Origin of the sequence: Sphingobacterium zeae, from assembly GCF_030818895.1 — a bacterium.
Taxonomy (GTDB): domain Bacteria; phylum Bacteroidota; class Bacteroidia; order Sphingobacteriales; family Sphingobacteriaceae; genus Sphingobacterium; species Sphingobacterium zeae.
On the sequence record NZ_JAUTBA010000001.1, the window covers coordinates 4923495 to 4946207 of the forward strand.

At 39.1% G+C, this 22713-nt stretch carries 22 protein-coding genes; 13 read left to right on the forward strand and 9 right to left on the reverse strand.

Features of this window, described 5'->3' with window-relative positions:
• Window positions 1–45: 45 nt before the first annotated feature.
• The 6 genes from ileS to QE382_RS20665 all read left to right on the forward strand — a co-directional run bounded on the left by ileS (window position 46) and on the right by QE382_RS20665 (window position 7227).
• The gene (ileS, locus tag QE382_RS20640; RefSeq protein ID WP_307187566.1) at window positions 46–3459 is read left to right on the forward strand and encodes an isoleucine--tRNA ligase; all 3414 of its coding nucleotides are present in this window, start codon (window positions 46–48) and stop codon (window positions 3457–3459) included.
• A gap of 3 nt (window positions 3460–3462) precedes the next feature.
• Complete coding sequence (locus QE382_RS20645; RefSeq protein WP_307187567.1) at window positions 3463–3849, forward strand: TraR/DksA family transcriptional regulator; 387 nt, start codon at window positions 3463–3465, stop codon at window positions 3847–3849.
• 55 nt (window positions 3850–3904) lie between these two features.
• Complete coding sequence (locus QE382_RS20650) at window positions 3905–4555, forward strand: lipoprotein signal peptidase (protein WP_307187568.1); 651 nt, start codon at window positions 3905–3907, stop codon at window positions 4553–4555.
• Window positions 4556–4643: 88 nt separating this feature from the next.
• Entirely contained in the window at window positions 4644–5588 is a 945-nt protein-coding gene (locus tag QE382_RS20655; protein WP_201639729.1) for a M20/M25/M40 family metallo-hydrolase, read from the forward strand.
• A 182-nt stretch (window positions 5589–5770) separates the two neighbouring features.
• Entirely contained in the window at window positions 5771–6685 is a 915-nt protein-coding gene (locus tag QE382_RS20660) for an SDR family oxidoreductase (protein ID WP_307187569.1), read from the forward strand.
• Window positions 6686–6699: 14 nt separating this feature from the next.
• Complete coding sequence (locus QE382_RS20665; RefSeq protein WP_307187570.1) at window positions 6700–7227, forward strand: acyl-CoA thioesterase; 528 nt, start codon at window positions 6700–6702, stop codon at window positions 7225–7227.
• A 109-nt stretch (window positions 7228–7336) separates the two neighbouring features.
• Here the strand turns inward: QE382_RS20665 and QE382_RS20670 are convergent, their stop codons facing one another.
• The 4 genes from QE382_RS20670 to QE382_RS20685 all read right to left on the reverse strand — a co-directional run bounded on the left by QE382_RS20670 (window position 7337) and on the right by QE382_RS20685 (window position 9848).
• A complete protein-coding gene (locus QE382_RS20670; RefSeq protein WP_286770815.1) occupies window positions 7337–7744 on the reverse strand; it encodes an EVE domain-containing protein in 408 nt (135 codons plus the stop codon).
• A gap of 26 nt (window positions 7745–7770) precedes the next feature.
• The gene (gene gldC / locus QE382_RS20675) at window positions 7771–8121 is read right to left on the reverse strand and encodes a gliding motility protein GldC (RefSeq protein ID WP_046674054.1); all 351 of its coding nucleotides are present in this window, start codon (window positions 8119–8121) and stop codon (window positions 7771–7773) included.
• 104 nt (window positions 8122–8225) lie between these two features.
• On the reverse strand, window positions 8226–8471 hold the full coding sequence (locus QE382_RS20680) for a hypothetical protein (RefSeq protein WP_307187571.1): 246 nt from the start codon (window positions 8469–8471) through the stop codon (window positions 8226–8228).
• A gap of 6 nt (window positions 8472–8477) precedes the next feature.
• Window positions 8478–9848: a DEAD/DEAH box helicase gene (locus QE382_RS20685; protein ID WP_307187572.1), complete on the reverse strand. Its 1371-nt coding sequence runs from the start codon at window positions 9846–9848 to the stop codon at window positions 8478–8480.
• A 176-nt stretch (window positions 9849–10024) separates the two neighbouring features.
• On the opposite strand from QE382_RS20685, the gene QE382_RS20690 reads away from it, so the two are divergent.
• Together QE382_RS20690 and QE382_RS20695 are read left to right on the forward strand one after the other, a co-directional pair.
• On the forward strand, window positions 10025–12163 hold the full coding sequence (locus tag QE382_RS20690; protein WP_307187573.1) for a S46 family peptidase: 2139 nt from the start codon (window positions 10025–10027) through the stop codon (window positions 12161–12163).
• 116 nt (window positions 12164–12279) lie between these two features.
• Window positions 12280–12459 carry a BF3379 family histone-like protein gene (locus QE382_RS20695; RefSeq protein ID WP_046674057.1) on the forward strand — a complete coding sequence of 60 codons (180 nt, stop codon included), beginning with the start codon at window positions 12280–12282 and terminating at the stop codon, window positions 12457–12459.
• A 372-nt stretch (window positions 12460–12831) separates the two neighbouring features.
• Here the strand turns inward: QE382_RS20695 and QE382_RS20700 are convergent, their stop codons facing one another.
• The 5 genes from QE382_RS20700 to QE382_RS20720 all read right to left on the reverse strand — a co-directional run bounded on the left by QE382_RS20700 (window position 12832) and on the right by QE382_RS20720 (window position 17769).
• On the reverse strand, window positions 12832–13620 hold the full coding sequence (locus QE382_RS20700; protein ID WP_307187574.1) for a GLPGLI family protein: 789 nt from the start codon (window positions 13618–13620) through the stop codon (window positions 12832–12834).
• A gap of 18 nt (window positions 13621–13638) precedes the next feature.
• Window positions 13639–16362 (reverse strand): outer membrane beta-barrel protein, encoded by a 2724-nt coding sequence (locus tag QE382_RS20705; RefSeq protein WP_307187575.1) that lies wholly within the window; start codon window positions 16360–16362, stop codon window positions 13639–13641.
• A 187-nt stretch (window positions 16363–16549) separates the two neighbouring features.
• Window positions 16550–16903, reverse strand: coding sequence for a hypothetical protein (locus QE382_RS20710; protein ID WP_307187577.1), 354 nt, complete (start codon window positions 16901–16903; stop codon window positions 16550–16552).
• Window positions 16896–17447, reverse strand: coding sequence for an RNA polymerase sigma factor (locus QE382_RS20715; protein WP_307187578.1), 552 nt, complete (start codon window positions 17445–17447; stop codon window positions 16896–16898). Before QE382_RS20715 ends, QE382_RS20710 begins: the two co-directional genes overlap by 8 nt.
• Window positions 17448–17454: 7 nt before the next feature.
• Window positions 17455–17769, reverse strand: coding sequence for a hypothetical protein (locus tag QE382_RS20720; RefSeq protein ID WP_307187579.1), 315 nt, complete (start codon window positions 17767–17769; stop codon window positions 17455–17457).
• 107 nt (window positions 17770–17876) lie between these two features.
• On the opposite strand from QE382_RS20720, the gene QE382_RS20725 reads away from it, so the two are divergent.
• The 5 genes from QE382_RS20725 (at window position 17877) to QE382_RS20745 (ending at window position 22692) form a co-directional block, all read left to right on the forward strand.
• Window positions 17877–19247, forward strand: coding sequence for a dipeptidase (locus tag QE382_RS20725; protein ID WP_307187580.1), 1371 nt, complete (start codon window positions 17877–17879; stop codon window positions 19245–19247).
• A 61-nt stretch (window positions 19248–19308) separates the two neighbouring features.
• Window positions 19309–20211 (forward strand): LysR substrate-binding domain-containing protein, encoded by a 903-nt coding sequence (locus QE382_RS20730; protein ID WP_307187581.1) that lies wholly within the window; start codon window positions 19309–19311, stop codon window positions 20209–20211.
• A gap of 80 nt (window positions 20212–20291) precedes the next feature.
• Window positions 20292–21272: a c-type cytochrome gene (locus tag QE382_RS20735; protein ID WP_307187582.1), complete on the forward strand. Its 981-nt coding sequence runs from the start codon at window positions 20292–20294 to the stop codon at window positions 21270–21272.
• A 30-nt stretch (window positions 21273–21302) separates the two neighbouring features.
• Window positions 21303–21773: a DsrE family protein gene (locus QE382_RS20740; RefSeq protein ID WP_307187583.1), complete on the forward strand. Its 471-nt coding sequence runs from the start codon at window positions 21303–21305 to the stop codon at window positions 21771–21773.
• A gap of 4 nt (window positions 21774–21777) precedes the next feature.
• Window positions 21778–22692: a molybdate ABC transporter substrate-binding protein gene (locus QE382_RS20745; RefSeq protein WP_307187584.1), complete on the forward strand. Its 915-nt coding sequence runs from the start codon at window positions 21778–21780 to the stop codon at window positions 22690–22692.
• Window positions 22693–22713: the final 21 nt, after the last annotated feature.

Below are 22713 nucleotides of genomic sequence, written 5' to 3' on the forward strand. Positions count from 1 at the left end.
AATCACTAAATTAGCGACCTTTAGAAAGAAGCATACAACAGTCTGATGTACAAAGAATATAAGCAGTTAAATTTACCCGAGATAGGTAAAGAGATTTTGACCCGTTGGGAACAGGAAAAAATATTCGAAAAAAGTATCAATAATCGTCCTGAAAGCAAGACCTATACATTTTTTGAAGGTCCTCCTTCTGCAAATGGAATGCCAGGGATTCACCACGTGATGGCACGTACGATTAAGGATATTTTCTGCCGTTACAAGACTTTGAAAGGCTACCAAGTAAAACGAAAAGGCGGCTGGGACACCCATGGCCTGCCTATTGAACTTGCCGTCGAAAAAGCTCTTGGAATCACAAAAGAGGATATCGGCAAAAAGATTACCGTAGAACAATATAATGATGCTTGTCGCACCGAGGTAATGAAATATACCGATGTATGGAATGACCTAACCACCAAAATGGGGTATTGGGTCGACCTTGAACATCCTTATATTACTTACAAGAACGAATACATCGAAACCTTATGGTATTTATTGAAAGAACTTTACAAAAAAGGTCTTTTGTATAAGGGGTACACAATACAGCCATATTCCCCTGCCGCAGGTACTGGACTGAGTTCACATGAACTTAACCAGCCAGGCACCTATAAAGATGTGAAGGATACCACCATCGTTGCCGAATTTAGACTGATCAAAAGTCAGCTTCATCCAGCGATAGAAAAGTTAGTTGAAGATGAAGCCGAAGATGTCGCCTTCATCGCCTGGACAACCACACCATGGACTTTACCATCCAACACCGCTTTGGTTGTAGGCAAAAAAATAAACTATGTTAAGATCCGAACTTTCAATAAATATACTGGTGCTCCAGTATCTGTTATATTGGCGAAAGATTTAATCGGTAAGCATTTTAAAGCAGAAGGAGAAAATGCATCCTTCCAGGAGTATAAATTGGGCGACAAAGTAATTCCTTGGGAACTTGCCGCTGAATTTGTAGGTGAAGAGCTTGTAGGCCTACGCTATGAACAATTGTTGCCTTATATCACCAACGAGGATTTACAAGAAAATGCCTTCCGCGTTATTCCAGGTGATTTTGTTACTACCGAAGACGGTACTGGTATTGTCCACGCTGCTCCTACTTATGGTGCGGATGACTTTCGTGTCGCAAAAGAGCATGGCGTACCGGGCATCTTGGTGAAAGATGAAAATGGAAAAGAGGTACCTACTGTTGACCGTACTGGCCGTTTCGTAAGTGAAATCACAGATTTTGCCGGAAGATTTGTCAAAGAGGAATATTACAGTGCTGAAGAACGTTCGAAAGAAGACTTCAAACCTACGGACGTATTGATCTCTATCAAATTAAAAGAGGACAATAAAGCCTTTGATGTTAAAAAATATGAGCACACCTACCCACACTGTTGGCGTACAGATAAACCTGTTCTATACTATCCATTAGATAGCTGGTTTATCCGCACAACCGCAGTGAAGGAAGATTTGGTTGCCTTAAATAAAACCATCAACTGGAAACCTGAAGCAACTGGTACAGGACGTTTTGGTAACTGGCTGGAAAACTTGGTCGACTGGAACCTTTCACGCTCGCGTTACTGGGGAACTCCACTTCCTATTTGGCGCTCAGAAGACGAAAATGAAGAGGTTTGTATCGGTTCGCTTCCTGAATTAAAGTCTTTATTGGAAGCATCTTTGACTTCAGACGTTTTGTCTGACGATGAAAAAGCGAAGAATAAAGCTTACTTGGATAAATTCGACACCGAGCAATTGGATCTTCATCGTCCTTATGTAGACGATATCGTCTTGGTTTCTGATGCCGGACAAAAGTTATTCCGCGAACCTGACTTGATCGACGTTTGGTTTGATTCGGGTGCAATGCCTTATGCACAATGGGGTTTGGATCACGAAAAATTAGCCAAAGGGGAACAGTTTCCTTTTAAAGCTGGATTCGATCATGCATACCCAGCAGACTTTATAGCTGAAGGAGTTGACCAAACACGTGGCTGGTTTTTCACCTTACATGCGATTTCTACGATGATGTACAAATCGGTTTCCTTCAAAAACGTCGTTTCCAATGGCCTGGTATTGGATAAAAATGGAAATAAGATGTCCAAACGCCTGGGCAACGGTGTGGATCCATTCTCAACGATCGATCAATACAGTGCCGATGCAACACGCTGGTACATGATCAGTAATGCCTCGCCATGGGACAACCTTAAATTCAATATGGAAGGGTTGGATGAAGTCCGTCGTAAATTTTTTGGCACTTTATATAATACCTACGCCTTTTTTGCACTGTATGCCAATATCGATAAATTTTCCTATTCAGAACCTGATATTGCATTGGAAAAACGTCCTGAAATTGATCGTTGGATTATCTCCTTGTTAAATTCGTTGACCAAACAAGTAGACGAATATTTAGCGGATTACGAGCCGACAAAAGCAGCGCGTGCTATTCAAAGCTTTGTTGATGAACATCTCAGCAACTGGTATGTTCGCCTATGCCGCCGTCGTTTCTGGAAAGGAGATTATACAGAAGATAAAATTTCGGCCTATCAAACACTTTATACCTGTCTTGATACGATTGCGAAATTGATGTCGCCAATATCACCTTTCTTCTCGGACAGGTTATTCCTGGATTTGAATTCAGCGACGAATAAGGAACAAGTTGAATCTGTTCACTTGGCGAATTTCCCGGTCTACAATGAAAGTCTAGTCGACAAAGATCTGGAAGAACGTATGGCTTTAGCGCAGGATATCTCATCGCTGACACTTTCGTTACGGAAGAAAACTTCCATCAATGTACGTCAACCATTAAACAAAATTTTGGTTCCGGTACTTGATAGTGCTTTCCAAGAAAAGGTAGAGAAAGTAAAAGATCTGATACTTTCGGAGACCAATATTAAAGATATCGAGTTCATTACAGATACCACTGGTATTATTAAGAAAAAAATAAAACCAAATTTCAAAGCTCTTGGCTCGAAAGTTGGTAAGGATATGAAGTTAGTTTCTTCGTCTATCCAATCGTTGACTATAGATCAAATCAGCACGTTGGAATCAACAGGCGAATTAGCCCTAACAGGTACGCCATATACGATTCTACTGAGCGATGTTGAAATTATAGCTGAAGACGTTGAGGGGTGGCAGGTAGCAAATTTAGGCAAATTGACCGTAGCATTAGATATACATATTACCGAAGAATTGAAAAAAGAAGGTCTATCAAGAGAATTGATTAACCGTCTACAAAATCTAAGGAAAGAAAAGGGATTGGAAGTCACGGACAGAATTAACGTAAAGTTAACAGCTGCTTCAGAAGTCATCAATGCTGCCAACGAAAATTTATCGTATATTTGCACCGAAATTCTGGCCGATTCATTGGTATTCGAAGATTCACTAACTGAAGGAGAGACCATCGAGATCGATGGCAAAGAACTTAAGGCATTAATCCAAAAAAATTAAATTATGGCAAACAACAACGAGAAAACACGCTATAGCGATTCAGAATTACAAGAATTCAAAGATATTATCCTAGACAAGCTTAGAGTAGCAAAAGAAGAGCTTTCCTCGTTGACCGCAACGCTTAATAACAGTAATGCTAATGGTACCGACGATACTGCTGGAACGTACAAAACATTGGAAGACGGTTCAGCTACTTTAGAAAAAGAGCAAACTAATCAATTGGCTGCTCGTCAAAAGAAATTTATCGACAACCTTGAAGCAGCGTTGGTACGCATCGAGAACAAAACCTATGGTATCTGTAGAGAAACAGGAAAACTGATTCAAAAAGAACGTTTGAAAGCTGTTCCACATACAACGTTGAGCATCGAAGCGAAAAACAAACAATATTAATTTTAGGCATTAAATATATGGTCTTTGTTTGGGCAAAGACCATTTTTATAACACAATGAAGGGTTATACGAAACCGATCGCGCTTATTGTCGCGATACTTTTAATAGACCAATTGTCGAAGATCTGGGTTAAGTTATCCATGACAATCGGACAAAGCCACCATGTATTGGGCAAATTTTTCCAGATTCATTTTATTGAAAACAATGGGATGGCCTATGGGATGGAATTTGGCGGTGATTATGGAAAATTATTTTTGACGGTATTTCGTATTTTAGCCGTAGCGGGTATTGGATACGGCCTGCGTTACATGATCAAAAATAAGTACAACCGGGGTTTCATCTTAAATGTTGCCTTAATTCTTGCCGGTGCACTTGGAAATATCATCGATTCTGCTTTTTACGGTGTTATCTTCAGTGAAAGCACCTGGTATGATAAAGCGAGTCTATTTCCGGCAGGAGGTGGATACTCATCCTTTCTTCATGGAAAAGTAGTCGATATGCTTTATTTCCCATTGATTCAAGGTAACTTCCCTTCTTGGGTGCCCTTTTGGGGCGGTGAAGAGTTTCTCTTTTTCCGACCTGTATTCAACATTGCAGACTCGGCGATTTCTGTTGGGGTGGTTTTAATCCTGTTATTTCAAAAACGGTATTTTAAAACAGAGAAGGAAGAGAAATCGAGTATCCACAGTGAAATCGTTGAAGATTAACGAAATATTCCTTAAAAGCCTTGTTAATCGCAAGGCTTTTATTTTTTTTACATATAACCCAATACAACTTCTAAACTCTACTATTCGCATGAAAAACATTAGTCTACTTCTGACACTTTGCTGCCTACTAGGAATCCAAATAGCACAGGCGCAGCAGATCGAAGTTTCCAACTTAAAGAAACATATTTATTACCTCGCTGACGACAAAATGCAAGGACGAGGAACGGGCAGTAAGGAAGTCTTTAAAGCTGCAGATTATATTGAAAAGGAATTCAAAAAATACAAACTTGAGCCTAAAGGTGAAAAAGGGTACCGCCAATCCTTCAAAGCCAAAGTCTGGAAAGTAAAAGTTGCAGACAGCATTCGCAATGCAGATAATATCATTGGATTTCTTGACAATGGCGCCGACTTAACAGTTGTTATAGGCGCACATTACGATCACTTGGGAACAGGTCGTCAAGGAAGCTCAAAGGATTCCCTAGGGGTAGGCAAAATCCATAACGGAGCCGACGATAATGCCTCTGGCACGGCCGGCCTATTGGAACTCGCACGTTACTTCAGTAGCAACAAGGAAAAAGAACCTTACAACCTGTTGTTTATCGCTTTCGGAGCGGAAGAATTGGGATTAGTAGGTTCCAAATATTTTACGGAACACCCCACCCTACCCTTAGAAAAAATTACAGCCATGCTGAATATGGATATGATTGGCCGTTATAATCCCAGCAATGGCCTTGCTGTAATCGGCTATGGAACAAGCAGTCAATGGCCGGCTATTTTCAAAGATGTTCAGGCCCCTATAAAATTTAATCTTAGTAAGGATGGTAATGGCGGGTCTGACCAAACTTCATTCTACAAAAAGAATATACCGGTATTGTTTTTCCATACTGGTGGACACCCAGACTACCATATGCCGACCGATGATGCCGATAAAATTGATTACAATGCTTTAAAATCCATTTTAGATCTAGAAAAAACAGTGGTTGAAAATATCATGAAACAATCCAGTAAAATGGACTTTATATGGACCAACTAAAACAAAAAAAGCGGATTTGTCTTTAACAGCAAGTGATAATCTAGCTTTTTATATGCTCAGATGCTATAACGGAGATTAGTCAACTAGTTTGTAGACATACACGAATAAACTAAACAGCGCACTTGAGATAGCATACATGAGTCTCTATGAACAGGTGCTTGAATATCATTTAATTATTGTTGATGAAAAAAATTCTAGTGACGGGATCCAATGGATTCCTTGGTCAAAAAGTCGTTGATTTACTTGCTAACAATGACGAATATGATGTTGTTGCCATTTCAAAAGGTCCAAATCGCAACCCGAATCAAGTGGATTATACTTTCTATCAAGTTGACTTGTCGGATCGGGAAAAACTGAAAGTTTTTTTAGCTCCACAAACTTTTGATGCAATTGTACATACAGCAGCCATGACAAGTGTGGAAGCTTGTGAAGCAGATCAAGCCGCATGTCAATCGCTTAACGTTGATCTCGTGGCCTATCTTGCCTCCTATTGTACTACACATCAGGCCCAATTGGTGCACTTATCTACGGACTTTGTATTTGATGGCAAAAAAAATGCACCTTATGATGAAACAGATATTCCCAATCCGCAAAGTGAATATGGGAAAAGTAAATATGCTTCCGAACAAGTGCTTGCACAATCGGGCTGTCATTATGCTATCCTTCGCACAATATTAGTCTATGGGATCAATGCTGACCCCAATCGTTCGAATCTCGTATTATGGGCCAAAAGTAAGTTGTCGCAAAATGAGCCCATAAAAGTAGTCAATGACCAATGGAGAATGCCTACCTTTGTGGATGATTTAGCTTATGCTTGCCAACGCGCTATTGATCGAGAAGCGCAGGGAATATTTCATATTTCAGGCGCAGAATTCATGTCAATCAGTGAGGCTGTCTACAAAATTGCAGACTATTGGCAGCTAGATAAAGGATTGATTTCAGAGATCAGCGCTGCCAGCATTGGACAGGCAGAAAACAGGCCAAGGCAGACAGGCTTTGATCTGACTAGATCTTATGCAGAATTGGGTTATGTGCCGACATCATTTATGGATGCTTTGTCACTCATAGATCATCAGATAAAAACGCTTGGACGATAATGACAAATAATGATATGATAGAGAAATTTGCACGAGAGTCATACACTGAGATGAACGAATTGGTATTACCCAACGATACCAATACTTTTGGAAATTTGATGGGTGGCCGTTTATTGTATTGGATGGATATCTGTTCGGCTATTGCTGCTCAAAAGCACTGTAGTAATGTCGTGGTAACAGTATCGGTCGACAATGTATCTTTTAAACGTTCTATTAAACTTGGTGAGGTCGTTACGATACAAGCTCAAGTAACGCGCGCTTTTAATAGTTCTTTGGAAGTACGCATGGAAATTTTTGCGTCTAATTTACCGGAAGGCACCCGTGTAAAAACAAACGAAGCCTATTATACCTTTGTTGCTGTTGATTCGGATAATAATCCTAAAGCCGTACCGTTATTGATTCCAGAAACAGATTCAGAACGCAAAGCGTATGAAGATGCATTACAGCGAAGAGAACTGCGTCTAATTCTTGCAGGGAAATTAAAACCAGAAAATGCAAAAAAATTACAAGCATTGGTCAGTCTCTTTAGCCAAAAGAACTAACACCTAACTTTGATTGTTCACATACTGTTTAAAAAAGTAAAAGGGAAAACGTATTGTTTTCCCTTTTTTGATTATATGCTATATATTGGTCTTGTTCATTGGCGATAGCCTACGCGTTGCCAAGTGCCAAAATTCGATCAAACTCTTCAGGTTTAAGCGGCATAACAGATAAACGTCCTTGTCGAACCAAAGCGATATCCTGTAGCTGCTCATCCGCTTTAATGGCTTCTAACGTGACGGATTTCTTCAGCGTCTCTACAGGTGCCAGATCCACAACGACCCAACGCTCATCATCTGTTGTCGGATCTTGATAAAATTCCTTGACGACTTTCGCCACCCCCACAACTTCTTTTCCTTCATTGCTATGGTAGAATAGAACGAGATCCCCTTCTTTCATAGCTTTGATATTATTCCTAGCTTGATAATTACGAACGCCATCCCAAAATGTACGGCCATCTTTATTAAATTGCTCCCAGCTATATTTAAACGGTTCAGATTTTACTAAGAAGTATTGCATGGTCAAATATTATTAAACGTTATAATCTATTGTTGCGGCATTAAAACTTCCATTTTATCAGCAAAATGCGCACAGTAGTCGCGTAGGTCACCAATAACTTTCTCCGCCATTGGATCACCTCCGGAAGAACGGATAAAAGAGTCCCCCAATGTTTGTAGCGTTTCATAGAAAAAACGTTTCATCTCATCGTAGGGCATATCTTTAGTCCAAAGGTCGATACGCATTGAATTTTTATAATGTGAGTCCCATAAGGCTAGAAACATGGCTTTTGCAGGTAACTCCTCCGCATTATTGCCATCTGTAGACGACCACATGATATTTTCAGGTACGTTGTTTTCATCTAACGCTACCTGTAATTTTATTTCAGCTTTTTTCATTTTAATATTATTGAGCTATATATTTTGAGCTATGTTTTTCGAAACAGGAACTATATCTGCCATCGATTCACAACCTAACTCGTCCTTATTTTTAATTTTTCCTCTTACGCAAAGGTTACTTTAACAATTAAACTGGTCACACAAACAACTACCAAGAAAGCTGATTGCAATAACCACATCTTTTTATTTTGCTTTACAAAGACCCTAAATGCAATATCAATGACGGTCAATATCAACAACAATAGGATAAATGCGCCCCAAGTAAATAAGGCCTTTTCATCATCGGGATTTTCCATAACAAACCAGGCAACAAGGCATGCACTAGCGATATTTAGTGGTGTAAAGCGCACAATAAATTAACGTTTTTTAAAATTACGATTTGTTCCTCCCGATTTTCCGCCTGCAGACTTACTTTTACTTTTTGCTTTTGGTTTAAATCCGGAAGCGCGCTGTGCATCTCGGACCTCTTTCTGTTTGATAACATATTTTTTCTCGTGAAAAGCCCCCTGAAAATCTGGATTGTCTTTTCGCTTCTGGTTGTCAATCTCGCGCGCAATGTCTTGTTTTTCATGAAAAGGTGTTTTCTCTATAAAGACATCTTCTGGGATTGGATATACAGGTATACTTTGCTTGATTAACTTTTCGATTTTACGAACGTAATACTTCTCAGCCTCATTGCAAAACGTAATAGCATCACCTTCGTTAAAAGCTCGTCCAGTGCGTCCAATACGATGCACGTAATCTTCAATCACAATAGGGACTTCAAAATTGATCACATGGCTCACATTCGAAACATCAAGCCCACGTGCTGCGACATCAGTCGCGACCAAAATACGAACATTTCCCTCCTTGAATGCATTGATAGAATTGATACGCGTATTCTGCCCCTTATTGGCATGAATAACACGGACTTCATCTTTACCATATTTACGCTCCAAAAAGTGGAAAACATTGTCCGCGACTTGCTTTGTTTTACAGAAAACAATCAATCGGCTAAAGGCTTCATCATCTTTCAGAAGATGCTGAAGTAAATTCAATTTTGTCTTTTGGTTGGGAACAACATACAATGCCTGACTAACCGTCTTTGCTGGTGTGGCTTGTTCTGATACCTCAATTACAGTCGGAAATGCTAAGAAATCACCGGCTATTTTCCGAACAAGTTCACTCATGGTAGCCGAAAACAATAAGTTTTGACGTTTACGGGGTACAATTTCCAAAACCCGATGGATTTTACTAATAAAGCCCATGTCCATCATTTTATCTGCTTCGTCTAACACCAAAAACTTGAGCGATTTGACAACAATATGCCCCTCGAGATACAGGTCTAAAAATCTACCTGGCGTTGCTACGATGATATCTATTCCTTTTTCAAGCGTCTCTATCTGAGTCTTGGGTCCTAATCCGCCATAGAGAACCACCGAACGCAGATCAAGGTAAGTAGAAAACAGCTTAATATTTTCTTCGATCTGCATGGCTAATTCTCTTGTCGGTGTCAAAATCAACGCACGTGCATCATTTCCTTGCGCATACTTTAGCTTCATCAGCATAGGCAACACAAAGGCCGCCGTCTTTCCAGTTCCCGTTTGAGCGATTCCCATCACATCCTGTCCGGCCAATATCGGTGTAATTGCCTTTTCCTGGATTTCGGTCGGTTGTTGATACCCAGCCTCCGCTATCGCATTTAAGATCTGTTTATTGAATTTGAAATTTTCAAATGATTGCTGCATCTTGCAAAGATAAGGAAAAGAGTCCATTTGGCTTTCCTCGACGATCAATACCACACACATTTACTTTTAATTGACATAAAAATTGGCGAAAAGCACATTATAAAGTCTAATATTTTGGTTTTTAAGAGAATTAAAGCATTTTTGTAGGGTATAAACAAACTTTTTATCAGGTTGATATGAAAAAATTATGGATGTGTTTGTTGTTCATCACAACAGGCTTTACTGCATTTGCCGACGAAGGGATGTGGTTTTTAATGTATTTAAAGCGTCTGAATGAGTCAGATATGCAGAAAAAAGGACTTCGCTTAAGTGCCGAAGAAATCTACAGCATTAACCACTCAAGTCTAAAAGATGCAATTGTACAATTCAACGGCGGATGTACAGCAGAAATCGTTTCGGACCAGGGCTTGGTATTTACCAACCACCACTGTGGATATGGTGCCATTGCCGAACTGTCTACACCAGAAAATGACCATTTGACAAATGGCTTTTGGGCCAAATCCAAATCTGAGGAACTAAAGCCAAAATCTTTGTCGGTTCGCTTTTTTGTCCGCATGGATGATGTTTCCAAGCGAATCTTAGGTTTGGTGAACAACAAAATGTCTGAAGATGAACGTAAAAGTATCATTGCAGCTGAAACGGCTAAAATCCAAAAGGAAAATAGCGAAAACGGCAAGTACGTGGTTGAGGTAAAATCGTTCTACCAAGGCAACGAGTACTATTATTTTGTATACCAAGATTACAATGACGTTCGGTTAGTAGGAACTCCTCCAAATAGCATTGGAAAATTTGGTGGTGATACCGATAACTGGGAATGGCCACGTCATACGGGTGACTTCTCAATTTTCCGCGTCTACGCTGATAAAAATGGTAATCCAGCAGAGTATGCACAAGACAATGTTCCTTTAAAACCTAAGCATTTCCTACCTGTCAGCCTAAAGGGTGTTCAAGAAGGAGATTTTGCGATGATTTTAGGTTACCCAGGTCGTACAAACCGTTGGATGCCTTCAGGAGGGATCAATCAAAATGTAAAATTCGCCTACCCTGCCTGGGTGGAAGCGTCTAAAACCGGTATGGATGCCATGAAAAAATTCATGGATCAAGACCAAGCTGTCAAATTGAATTACGCGTCTAAATACTCTCAAGTAGCGAATTACTGGAAAAACCGTCAAGGAATGATTGACGCTTTGACATTACATAAAACGGCAGCAGCGAAAGCAAAAGAGGAAGCTAAATTTGACAAATGGGCAAATAAGGCTGCAAACAGAGCCGAGTATGGAGATGTCATCAAGACAATCAATGAATTCTATGCAGCAACAAATGAGAAGGCTAGACACGATAACTACTTGATGGGCATGTTGCGTTCCAGTGCTATTGCTGCTCTTCCATATTCAATCGGATCCGGCTTAGAAGTTTATGCTGCTGGAGACGAAGGGAAAAGAAATGCAATCCTTCCACGCTTAAAATCTGCTATAGATGCTAGTTACGAAAAAATGTATATGCCTCTTGAAGAGCAGGTATTGATTGACGAATTGAACCTTTATGCTAAAAAGGCTGGAAATATAGCGCCATATATTGCTGAATTGGCGGCTAGAAACAATGGCGATTTTACGGCGTATGTCAAAGAATCTGTGAAGAACAGCATCTTCGCTTCGGCTGAACGTTTGAACAATTATCTGGCTACCCCTAACGCTGAAATCTTAGCCAATGATCCATTGTATAAACTTTCTTCGGCCCTACTTAACAGATACCGTCAAGTAGATCCTAGCTGGAAAGCACAAGACGACAAATTTGAAGGTGCTTATCGTAAATATGTCGCTGGTGTATTGGCTTCGAATCCAAAAGGTAAATTCTATCCGGATGCGAACAGTACTTTACGTTTAACTTACGGCTCGATCAAAGGCTTACCACAAGACCCGCGTAACGATGCTGACAAGAACTTTTACACGACGTTAAAAGGTACTATTGCAAAATACAAAAAGGGTGACGAAGAGTTTGATTTACCGCAACGTCTGATTGACCTGTACAATAATAAGGACTATGGCCGTTATGCAGACAAAAAGGGATATTTACCAGTAAACTTCCTAAGTGACAACGATATAACAGGTGGAAACTCGGGTTCACCCGTAATAAATGGCAACGGCGAATTAATTGGCCTAGCTTTTGATGGTAATATCGAAGCAATGGCTGGTGATGTTATCTTTGACCATAAGTTGCAACGTACAATTTCAGTTGATATTCGTTATGTATTATTTATCATCGATAAATTTGCTGGAGCGACCAACATTATTGACGAACTAAAGATTGTTGAATAGTTTTTTCAGCTTTTTCGATAAAAAAAAACGAAATTTATTTTCTATTTGATTCGTTTTTGTATATTTAAGGAGTGTTTAGGAAAAACCATAAAAACTAAAATTATAATTATAAAAAAATGGAAAACTACGTAAAATTAAAAGAGTTAGTAGCTTCTATCGAAGCTGATGCAGACAAGTTCTTCAACAATGGTAATTCTGCAGCTGGTACACGTGTACGTAAAGGATTACAAGAAATTAAAACTTTAGCACAAGAAATTCGTAACGAAGTTACTGCTAAGAAAAACGACGGAAAATAGTCTTTTTCGAAGTTAACATAAAAAAGGCCTTTCATATGAAAGGCCTTTTTTTGTTGGATGGTTTGTGAAAAGTTGCATACAGTCTTCTTGTCATAAACTTTGATCTCTCAATAATCTTCAAAAGAAGCCTGCTGTCCATCTAAGGCGTTTTTCCGCCTATGGTTTTACTTTTTATTAACAAACTTTGCTGACAAAAGGATAATAGCACTGTATTCGATATTAGTCGCGAAGATATTTGATGCATGCCGCAAATGGCTGAGTAAAAAATCTTTGGTGATTATCTAATTAAAACAAACAGCTCTTCAAGGGAAGAGCTGTTTATGCTGCTCGTTACGAATACTCATTATATTATTGAAACAGAATTTGCGATGTTTACAAATTACCAAGTTCCATAATAAACTGAACGGTTTCTTTATTCATGTGTTGCGATAGGACACTCGTCATTTGATCTGTCATCGCCTTTCTAGTCATCCGCTTCACCTTTGTATTCTCAAATTTCTTTTTATCTATCACTACCGTGTTACTAAATTCTACTTTCGTTGCAAAATAAGAAACATGCTGACTTGGTACCACTAAGCCTAAAATCATACCAGGGAGACCATTGATAGATTCGGGACCGCCACTGATGGGAATTTCATTGCAATAGTATCCAATAACATAAATAGAGTCAGGTGTAATCCCATTGGCTCTCCTACAATTGTAACCAGCGATTTCACGATACTCATCTGTGATTTTCCATTTGATATGCTTCATAGAATCTTGAACGATGATTTTTTCACCAACGATATCATTGTATCTTAAAAACGATCGGTTCAACATGTTTGAAAGTGTTGCCGCATCGAAGTCTAGCGCAAACATCATAATATACTGCTTTATCTCCGCATCCAGGCTCTCATCTTTTAGCGATTCGAAAAAGGTCTCTGTGGTATTGAATTTCATTGACTTCTTTAACACGGCACTTTCAGGTAGCCTAGGCACTATACGCTCAAAAAACTGTTTAGAATTTTCATCAGCCTTAGCGATGAATTTTTTATTTACGATATTCTTCATGTACATCGTTTTGTCGTAGGAAATAGTCCCAGCTCGTCCAAATAAAACATACTGCGCTTTTAGACCTAGGGCAGAACAACAGAAAAGGAGAAAAAAGATATATTTTAACATTGTATCTTGCTTAATATTTTATAAAAACATTTTTGTAAAATCCCATGAAAGTTTAAGCATATAATATCTGCGTATCGTATCATATCGACGTTGCGTAAAGACTGAAGTCGATGCCGAACGACTAAAGCCTTTGTTTTGATTAAGAACATCGTTGATTGTAAAATCCAGCACCAACGATTCATTTTTAAGGAATTTCTTACTCACACCCGGATGCAACAAAAACTGCTCAAACTTCTCATCAAAAGCTTTGGTCGCTGCCTCATAGGAGTAGGTATAATTCGTGTAAACCTTAAATGTTTTGTTGAAGAAATACTCCACACTTCCGTTGGAAGCGAATACGAAACCATTGCTATTGGTATTGCGTTCCAAACTTGATTTCATCAAACGATATTGTGGACTAAAGTTCAGGTCAAAATTTAAACCTGTCTTGGTATCCCTTTTAAAATTATACGTAAAATTAAAGTTCGTGGTATTTACTTTATTCAATTGGTGATTGAACATATTATAGTTGTCACTCATATTTACGTAAAACTGTGGCGAGTTTGAAAGGCCAAGTTTTTTGCTCAACTTAAAATAAACGCCAGACCACACGTTCAGCGAAGTATTTGTCTTACCATCAACATTATTCCAAGTATATGTATTGATCCCGTTCAATGTATCAATATTTTGTGTTATCGGGTTCTTTTCGGTAGAAATATTACCCCCGACATAGATATAGTTTCCGGTCAGCACGCGAAATGAGTTATAGTTCAGATTTAAGGAATTTTTAAACGAAGGTTTTAGGTTTTCATTCCCCAGATACCGATTAATCTGGTCCGAGTTATCTAATATCGGTTGGATCTGACTCAAGGAAGGCAATTGGTTTTTACCGGTATAGTTCAGCCATACCCCCTTACTTTTCGTAAAAGAATAGCCTGCACTTACATTTGGATTGTACGTAAAGTAACTTCTTGTAATCCCCTCACTTGTATAATTATTGAACTGTTTCAATTTATCATTATTGAAATTATTGGCCACAGTGAACTTAAATTTTTCGCTTGTATGGACTATAGCCAATTTGTACCTGTTACTACTTCTATCGAAATCATAATTATTACTGAAACGACGATCCAGTTGAGTATAATTGCCATCATCATCTTTATTGAATGACTCCACAAGAGAACTACTGTTACTTTGCTCAATTCCTGTTCCAACCACAAGGTTCCAGCTATTGGTTAAGGGTTCAGTATAGGAAATTGAAGCACTTAGCACATTACTTGTATTGTTACGTACTTTACTTTGATCGGTCGTAGAATCTGTTTTTAGGCTATAATTTCTCAGGTCCGACTTTAAATGTCCGGTACCTTTCATCTCATTGCGTTTCCATTGACCATCAAATGTAAAGGAGCGTCCTTTTTTCTTGAACTTATGGGTGAAATAGGTGCTCAAATCAAACTCATTAATGTTATTTTTAACTAATTCACTTGTACTTTCAGCAATGGTCGTATCTGCGTTTTGGCCAAACTGATACGCCTCACGCGTATTATTTGACCAAAGATTTTTTCTTGATGCTCCCCCCCTTATCGTTAAAAGGTTTAACGAATCTAATTTCAGATCATATTTTAGATTGGCACGATGCTGATCATTTTCAGAATCGACATTCTTCACCGATTTGTTATTGATCAAACCCGTCATAATCGTTTCCTCATTTCCATCGCTACTCAATCTTCCATATTTATAGTTTATGTTGACTGTATGTTTATCCTTATCAAATTTATCCGAGAAGTTAACGCCTGAATTTATGGCACGCGGCACACCGATAACTCCTTGTCCAGAAAAAGGGTCCGTAAAATTAGACCAGCTCATCGATCCGTCATCGCCATAGGATACACCTGAATCACCACCATACTTTTGTGCATCCTGCCAGTTCATACTGGTAGTACCATTATTACCAAAAAGACCGTAAACTGATATTTTCTGCGAGCCCTTAAACTTGTTCAACATCAATTGCCCCATATAGTAATCATCGGTTCCTCCACCAATGAGTGCTTTACCGAACATACCATTTTTGGAACCGTCTTTCAGCTTGACGTTGATGGTCTGTTCACGCTGCCCATCATCGACTCCAGTTCGCTCGGCCTGTTCCGATTTTTTCTCATAAACCTGTACTTTATCGACCATATCCGATCGGATATTGCGTGTTACCAACGTCGGATCATCGCCGAAAAATTCCTCTCCGTCTACCAATACTTTTTTTACTGTTTTACCCTGTGCAGTAATTTTTCCAGATGCATCAACCGTGATACCAGGCAATGCTTTCAACAGGTCTTCCACCTTGGCATTCTTCTCCACTTTAAAACTGCCGGCATCATACTCAGTGGTATCCCCTTTAATGGTAATTGGTATACGGCCAGTAACAATAACTTCTTGTAATAATGTGGCTGTATTGGTTAGACCAATAGCCAATTTGGAATAGTCCACACCGGATTGGATCTCCGTGTAAAAATCACCATATTTGGGATAACTCACAATGAGTACATAAGCTCCTGTATCAGGCTTGGTCAATGAAAACAGACCATTTTCATCCGATCGGGTAAAGCCGGTCAATATGGAATCTTTGGCAGTCAATAGCATGACTGTTGCGTCTGATAACTTTAGTTGGTCCTTTACATCACTTATTTTTCCAGCAATCTTGGATTGACCCGAAGCCAAACCAGGGATAGCAAAAATGAAAAACAAGAGCATTTGTAAAACTCTCTTCATAAAATTGTTGGATAGTAAATTAATATCAATATATCATTAGTAGATAAAACTACTGTTTTGTTACAGTAAAATTAATTTTATTTTTAAAAAAAATAATTTTGGCCCACGCCCCCACTATTTGAACGAAATAGAAAGTCGATTTCGCAAAAAAATCAGACTATGCATATTCAACAAAAAAGATCGTTTACTATAATGGAAAATGTTTCTTCTGTTGCATATAGATCAACTGCCACAACTGAAGACAGAAGAAACATATCAATAGGGCAAAAGATAACTGGCAGCCTATTGTGCTATAATTTTTCAGATCGGGGGCTATATCTGCAACTTGAATTTTGGCCATCAGATAATTATTGAGCATCATGCCGCAAATCGTTCCAAGGAGAAAAAATGTAATCGCATACTTTTTATTTAACAGCGCTTTCTTTTTATCTTTCTCAAGCGCTAAGATGCTGCCCATGACCCGTTGTTCAAAATCGTCGAATGGCATTTCTATTTTGCTCATTTGCATAACCCTTCTGAATTTTTCCTGCTGCTTATCCATAATACTCTGCTTTTTTTATTAACTGACTCAAGATGATCTGCATATTTTTACGAGCCCGATGTAAGATCACTTTTGTATTTGCCAATGTCCAACCCATAATTTCCTGGATTTCATCCATAGACTGTTCTTCCAAATAAAATAAACGTAATGCAACAGACTCCCGTGCGGGCAGTATAGTGAGTGCATCGTTGATCATTTCTTTTCTTTCATGCGCGATTATTTCATCCAATACAGAATCCTCATGCGATATGTCATGTTGGGAAAGATCAAAATTGACCAGGTCCAGTTTCTTATGTCGAACGGCATTAAAAGCCACATGCACCACAATCCGGTAAAACCAGGTACTAAATTTAGATTTCCCTTTAAAGGAAGACAGCGATTGATAGCATTTTATAAATGCATCCTGAACGGCATCTTCTGCCAAATGCTCTTCCTTCACAATAGAAAGAGCGACAGAAAATGCCATATCCTTATACGTTTTTATAAAATAACGATAAGACTCCACATCACCTGACAGAACTTTTCGAATATAGATTTCATCCATTGGCGGGTTAAATATCGCGTTTTTTATCCAATCGGTTAGCAATTATCATTGCAACGCCCGCAGAAATAATCAAAATTGCTACGGCAAGAGAATCAGGCAAATCAGTATTCATGTAGTTGTCCAAAATTCCCACAATGAATAATCCTATTCCTATACCAAGCACCAAAATCCCAGGTTTTTGCCAATCCAAAGACTCCTTTTTCCTACTTTCGTTAGGAAGGTGTACCGTAGCGCTTCGATAACGCATAATAAAATATACACACAATGTAATACAAGTAAATAATCCTACGCCCAAGATGGCTGCTACTGATTGCTTTTCCATAATTATTTGAATTCGTTTTTACATTAGTCACAGCCATTCCCGAAAAGGTTACAACAAATTGAGTTAAATGTGTCGATTTGTGTAAATTTGTTTCAAACACAAACAATATGCAAAACATTAAAGAATATGTAGAAGCAAACAAACAACGTTTTTTGGATGAGTTGTTTGATTTATTGCGTTTACCATCAGTAAGTGCCGATCCTAAATTCAAAGGAGATGTCAAAAAAACTGCTGAATTTGTTGCTGAGAAATTGCGTGAAGCCGGAGCCGACAATGTAGAAGTTTGTCCTACTGCTGGTAATCCAATCGTTTATGGAGAAAAAATTATTGATCCGGCACTACCTACTGTATTGACTTATGGTCATTACGACGTACAACCTGCCGACCCATATGAGTTGTGGGATACCCCTCCTTTCGAACCGACGGTCCGTGATGGCAAAATTTATGCGCGTGGTTCTGCCGACGACAAAGGTCAGTTTTATATGCATGTAAAAGCCTTCGAATACATGATTAAAAATAATGCCTTGGCCTGTAACGTCAAATTTATGATTGAAGGTGAAGAGGAAGTTGGCTCAGTCAATTTAGGCACCTTTGTTAAAGAAAATACAGAAAGACTGAAAGCTGATGTTATCGTTATTTCGGATACATCGATGATTAGCATGGAGCAACCTTCCTTAGAAACTGGTTTACGTGGGTTGTCTTATGTCGAAGTGGAAGTTACTGGTCCGAACAGAGATTTACACTCTGGCGTATATGGTGGAGCGGTAGCCAATCCGGCCACCATATTAGCAAAATTGATCGCGTCATTACATGATGAAAACAATCATATCGCTATTCCAGGATTCTATGATGACGTTGTCGAATTAACTGCCGAAGAACGTAAAGCTTTAAATGAAGCGCCTTTTGACATTGAAGCATACAAAGCAGACCTTGGTATTCAAAATGTCTGGGGAGAAAAAGGTTTCACAACATTAGAACGCACCGGTATTCGACCAACCTTGGAGGTAAATGGTATCTGGGGTGGTTATATCGGTGAAGGCGCCAAAACCGTACTTCCATCAAAAGCGAATGCGAAAATCTCCATGCGTCTTGTTCCAAACCAAAACTCTCACCGTATTACGGAGCTTTTCAAAAAACATTTTGAAGCTATTGCACCAGATTATGTAAAGGTAGAGGTCAAGCCTCACCATGGTGGTGAACCAGTTGTGACACCGACTGACAGCGTCGCTTACAAAGCTGCAGAAAAAGCCCTGCATGAAACATTTGGTGTTCAGCCTATCCCTACACGTGGTGGAGGTTCTATTCCAATCGTTGCTCTTTTTGAAGAAGTATTAGGATTAAAAACAGTGCTTTTGGGCTTTGGCTTGGATAGTGACAACCTACACTCGCCAAATGAAAAATATGGTATTGAGAATTACCTCATGGGAATTTCAACAATTCCATTATTTCATAAATATTACGCAGAACTCAGTAAATAATTTAGTTTTTCATTCGATAAAGGGTTATTTTTAAATTTTAGAAATAACCCTTTATCGTTTTATGGATTTCGATTTTCGCTTAATTGTTTTTTATACTGCAGCGCAGCACCTTAATTTCACCAAAACTGCTTCGGCACTCTTCATATCGCAACCGGCAGTAAGCAAAAATATCCAAGAACTGGAAAAGAGACTCGGAATACCGCTATTCGAACGAAAGGGGAATAATCTTAATCTCACTGATGCAGGTCAAATTTTATATAAATATGCCCAACAAATTATAACACTTTATAATCAGGCTGGCCAAGAACTACAGGAATTACAGGAAGGAAGAAAAGGAAATCTGGTTTTAGGAGCCAGTACAACCATATCCCAATATGTTTTACCTGCTCTACTTGCCGATTTTCTATCGCAATATCCCAACAATCGTATCCAATCTTTTCAATCCAATAGCCGCAGCATTGAGGAACAGCTTATTGATAAATCATTGGATTTAGGTATTACGGAGGGATCTACCGACAACCGAGCCCTAAAATACATTCCTTTTATGAAAGATGAACTAGTTCTTGTCACAAATAGCCAAAACCCACTATTATATCGATTAGAAAATCCAACATTACCCGATATCACACGCTTACCCTTGGTATTACGCGAGCAGGGCTCGGGTACACGGAAAATTATTGAAAACGCACTAAAAGATAACCGCATCAATCTATCTGAATTACAAATAGAAATGATCTTGCCTTCAACGGAGAGTATTAAAGGCTACCTTGCCCGTCGCAATAGCTTTGCTTTTTTATCGATCCATACAGTTCAAACAGAAGTATTAAATAAATTATTGACTATTGTCGATATTCCGCAATTGACAATAGAACGCTATTTCTATTTTACCCATTTATATGGAGGGCTCGCTGGTACGCCCCAGCAGTTTCTGCAATTCTGTCTACGGCAAAACCTCAAGTTATAACCAAATGTTATGTCTCATAAACAAACTTCGTTTTAATTCCAGATTAAAGCCGCTTAGATTTGTACAAATGAATTAGCGTAATGGATTATAAGAAACTCACAAATTACTTAAAAGCACTCAGCTGGATCATTGTAGCATTGGTGATTACCTGTACAACCTTATGTGTATTTCCGTTAAAATATGAGGAACACCAAAGGCAAATAGACGCTATTGAAATACACAGCGATTCACTCATTACGCACGTTTCCCAATTTAAGGAAATCGCTTTCAAAGATAGTCCCGAAGGTAAAATGGCCAGCTATGGTGAAAAGCTGATCAGAAATACATACGACTATTTCTATAATGGCGAGGTCAAAATTGGTAACAAGCTAGCCTGCAGTAGCTGCCATCTCAATGGCGGCACAAAATCTTTTGCGGCTCCATATGTTGGGCTCACGAATGTCTTCCCAACGTATATTTCAAGGGAAAATAAGATTGAATCACTCGAAGAACGTATTAATGGTTGTTTTGAGCGAAGCATAAACGGCCGTGCCATCCCAGAAAACGGAAAAGAGATGAGAGCTATCATTACCTATATCAAGAACATCAGCGTGAATACAGTTAATAAAGGTCGGTTGGCAGGCCAAGGATTTATAAAAATGGATATTCCCAACCGTGCGGCGGACTTAAAACATGGTCAGCTGGTTTTTGAGAACAAATGTGCCAGTTGTCATGGAAAGGATGGACAAGGTATTCTTCAAGCGGCTGGAAAAGGATATCAATATCCTCCCTTATGGGGGAAAGACAGCTACAATGATGGCGCTGGGATGGCACGATTGCTTACCGCGGCCCGTTTTATCAAAGCGAATATGCCTTTAGGCGCAACGTATGATGCACCGCAGTTGAAAGACGACGAAGCCTATGATGTGGCGGCATATATCAATTCTTTCGATAGACCTCAAAAAACAGACAAGCAACTGGACTATCCTAATCTAAGCAAAAAACCCAAAGATAGCCCCTATCCACCTTATGCCGATAACGTTAGCATAGAACAACATAAACTCGGACCTTTTAATTTTTAACACGCATACCCCATTACATCAATAATAAATATGAAAAAACAATTTACAATCGCTTGTATTTTATTAGCGATAATGACTATTCAAGCGAAAGCACAGGACAATAAATTGTTGCTCGATAACCATCAATACAGCGGTGCCGTTGCGAAGAAAAAAGCGTATATAGCGATCTATCAACTGGACAGCAATGATCCAAAAACAATTGAAAAAGCAATTCGCAATATTAACAATGTCCTGAAGGACCCACGATTAAAAGGACGTTTACAAATTGAATTGGTTGCATTTTCTGGTGGTACCGAAGCCTTCCTAAAAAAGAACAGCCAATACGAAAAACCCTTGAAAAATCTCGTCGAGAAAGGCGTTATCGTAGCGCAATGCCTAAATACGTTGGAAGAGAGACATATTGCCAAAGAAGAGCTATTTGATTTTATAGGCTATGTTCCTAGCGGAAATGGTGAATTAATCTTACGCGCCAATGAAGGTTGGGTTATCATTAAACCATAGTATAATGAAAAATTTTCTACTGCTTGGTCTAACAATAGCATTATTGGGTGTTCAGGAAATTAAGGCACAAGAACATCGTTTTGACCCACCCTGGAATACTCCACCAGAATCGGCGCTAAATTTTACGGTACCCGGGATAGACAATATTCCAGATTTATATGGTGATATCGAGAATCCGCAGCTTACCGTTTTTTTCGCTGGCAATCAATTTATGGTCGTCGATGATCTACTCGCATCATTCAAAAAAGAATACCCACAATACAAACGTATTTTTGTTGAAACACTGCCACCAGGCATTTTAGCCAAGCAGATTAAAGGCGGTTCAATCACGATAGGCAATCTACGCATTACGCATAAACCCGATATTTACACAGCGAGTAAACGGGCGATCAACGAAATGGCAGATTATTTTAGCCATACGCAGGTGTATTGCTATAACAATATCTGTTTGATGGTTCCAAAAGGAAATCCCGCTAATATCAGCACATTGAATGATCTGGGGAATGACAAAGTTCGTATCAGCATGCCTAATCCCCAATGGGAAGGAATTGGGGAGCAGATCAAAGCATCCTATAGAAAAGCTGGGGGCGAACAACTTGTCAAAAAAATCATGGAAGATAAGGTCAAAGACGGCAGCACTTATCTGACTAAGATCCACCATCGCGAAAGCCCCATGCGTGTATTGTATGGACAAGCTGATGCGGCTCCAGTTTGGGCTTCTGAAGTCGTTTACCAAAAACTAATTGGCCATCCTGTCGAAGGCATTATCATTCCGGATGCACAAAATACAACTGCAACTTACGTTGCTGCAAAACTGAAAAACGCGTCCCATGCACAGGCAGCAGATGACTTCTTAAAATTCATAAACTCTGCAACGGCCATGGATATTTACAAGAAATATGGGTTTACAGTAGACTAAAAAAGAAAATGTATAATTAAT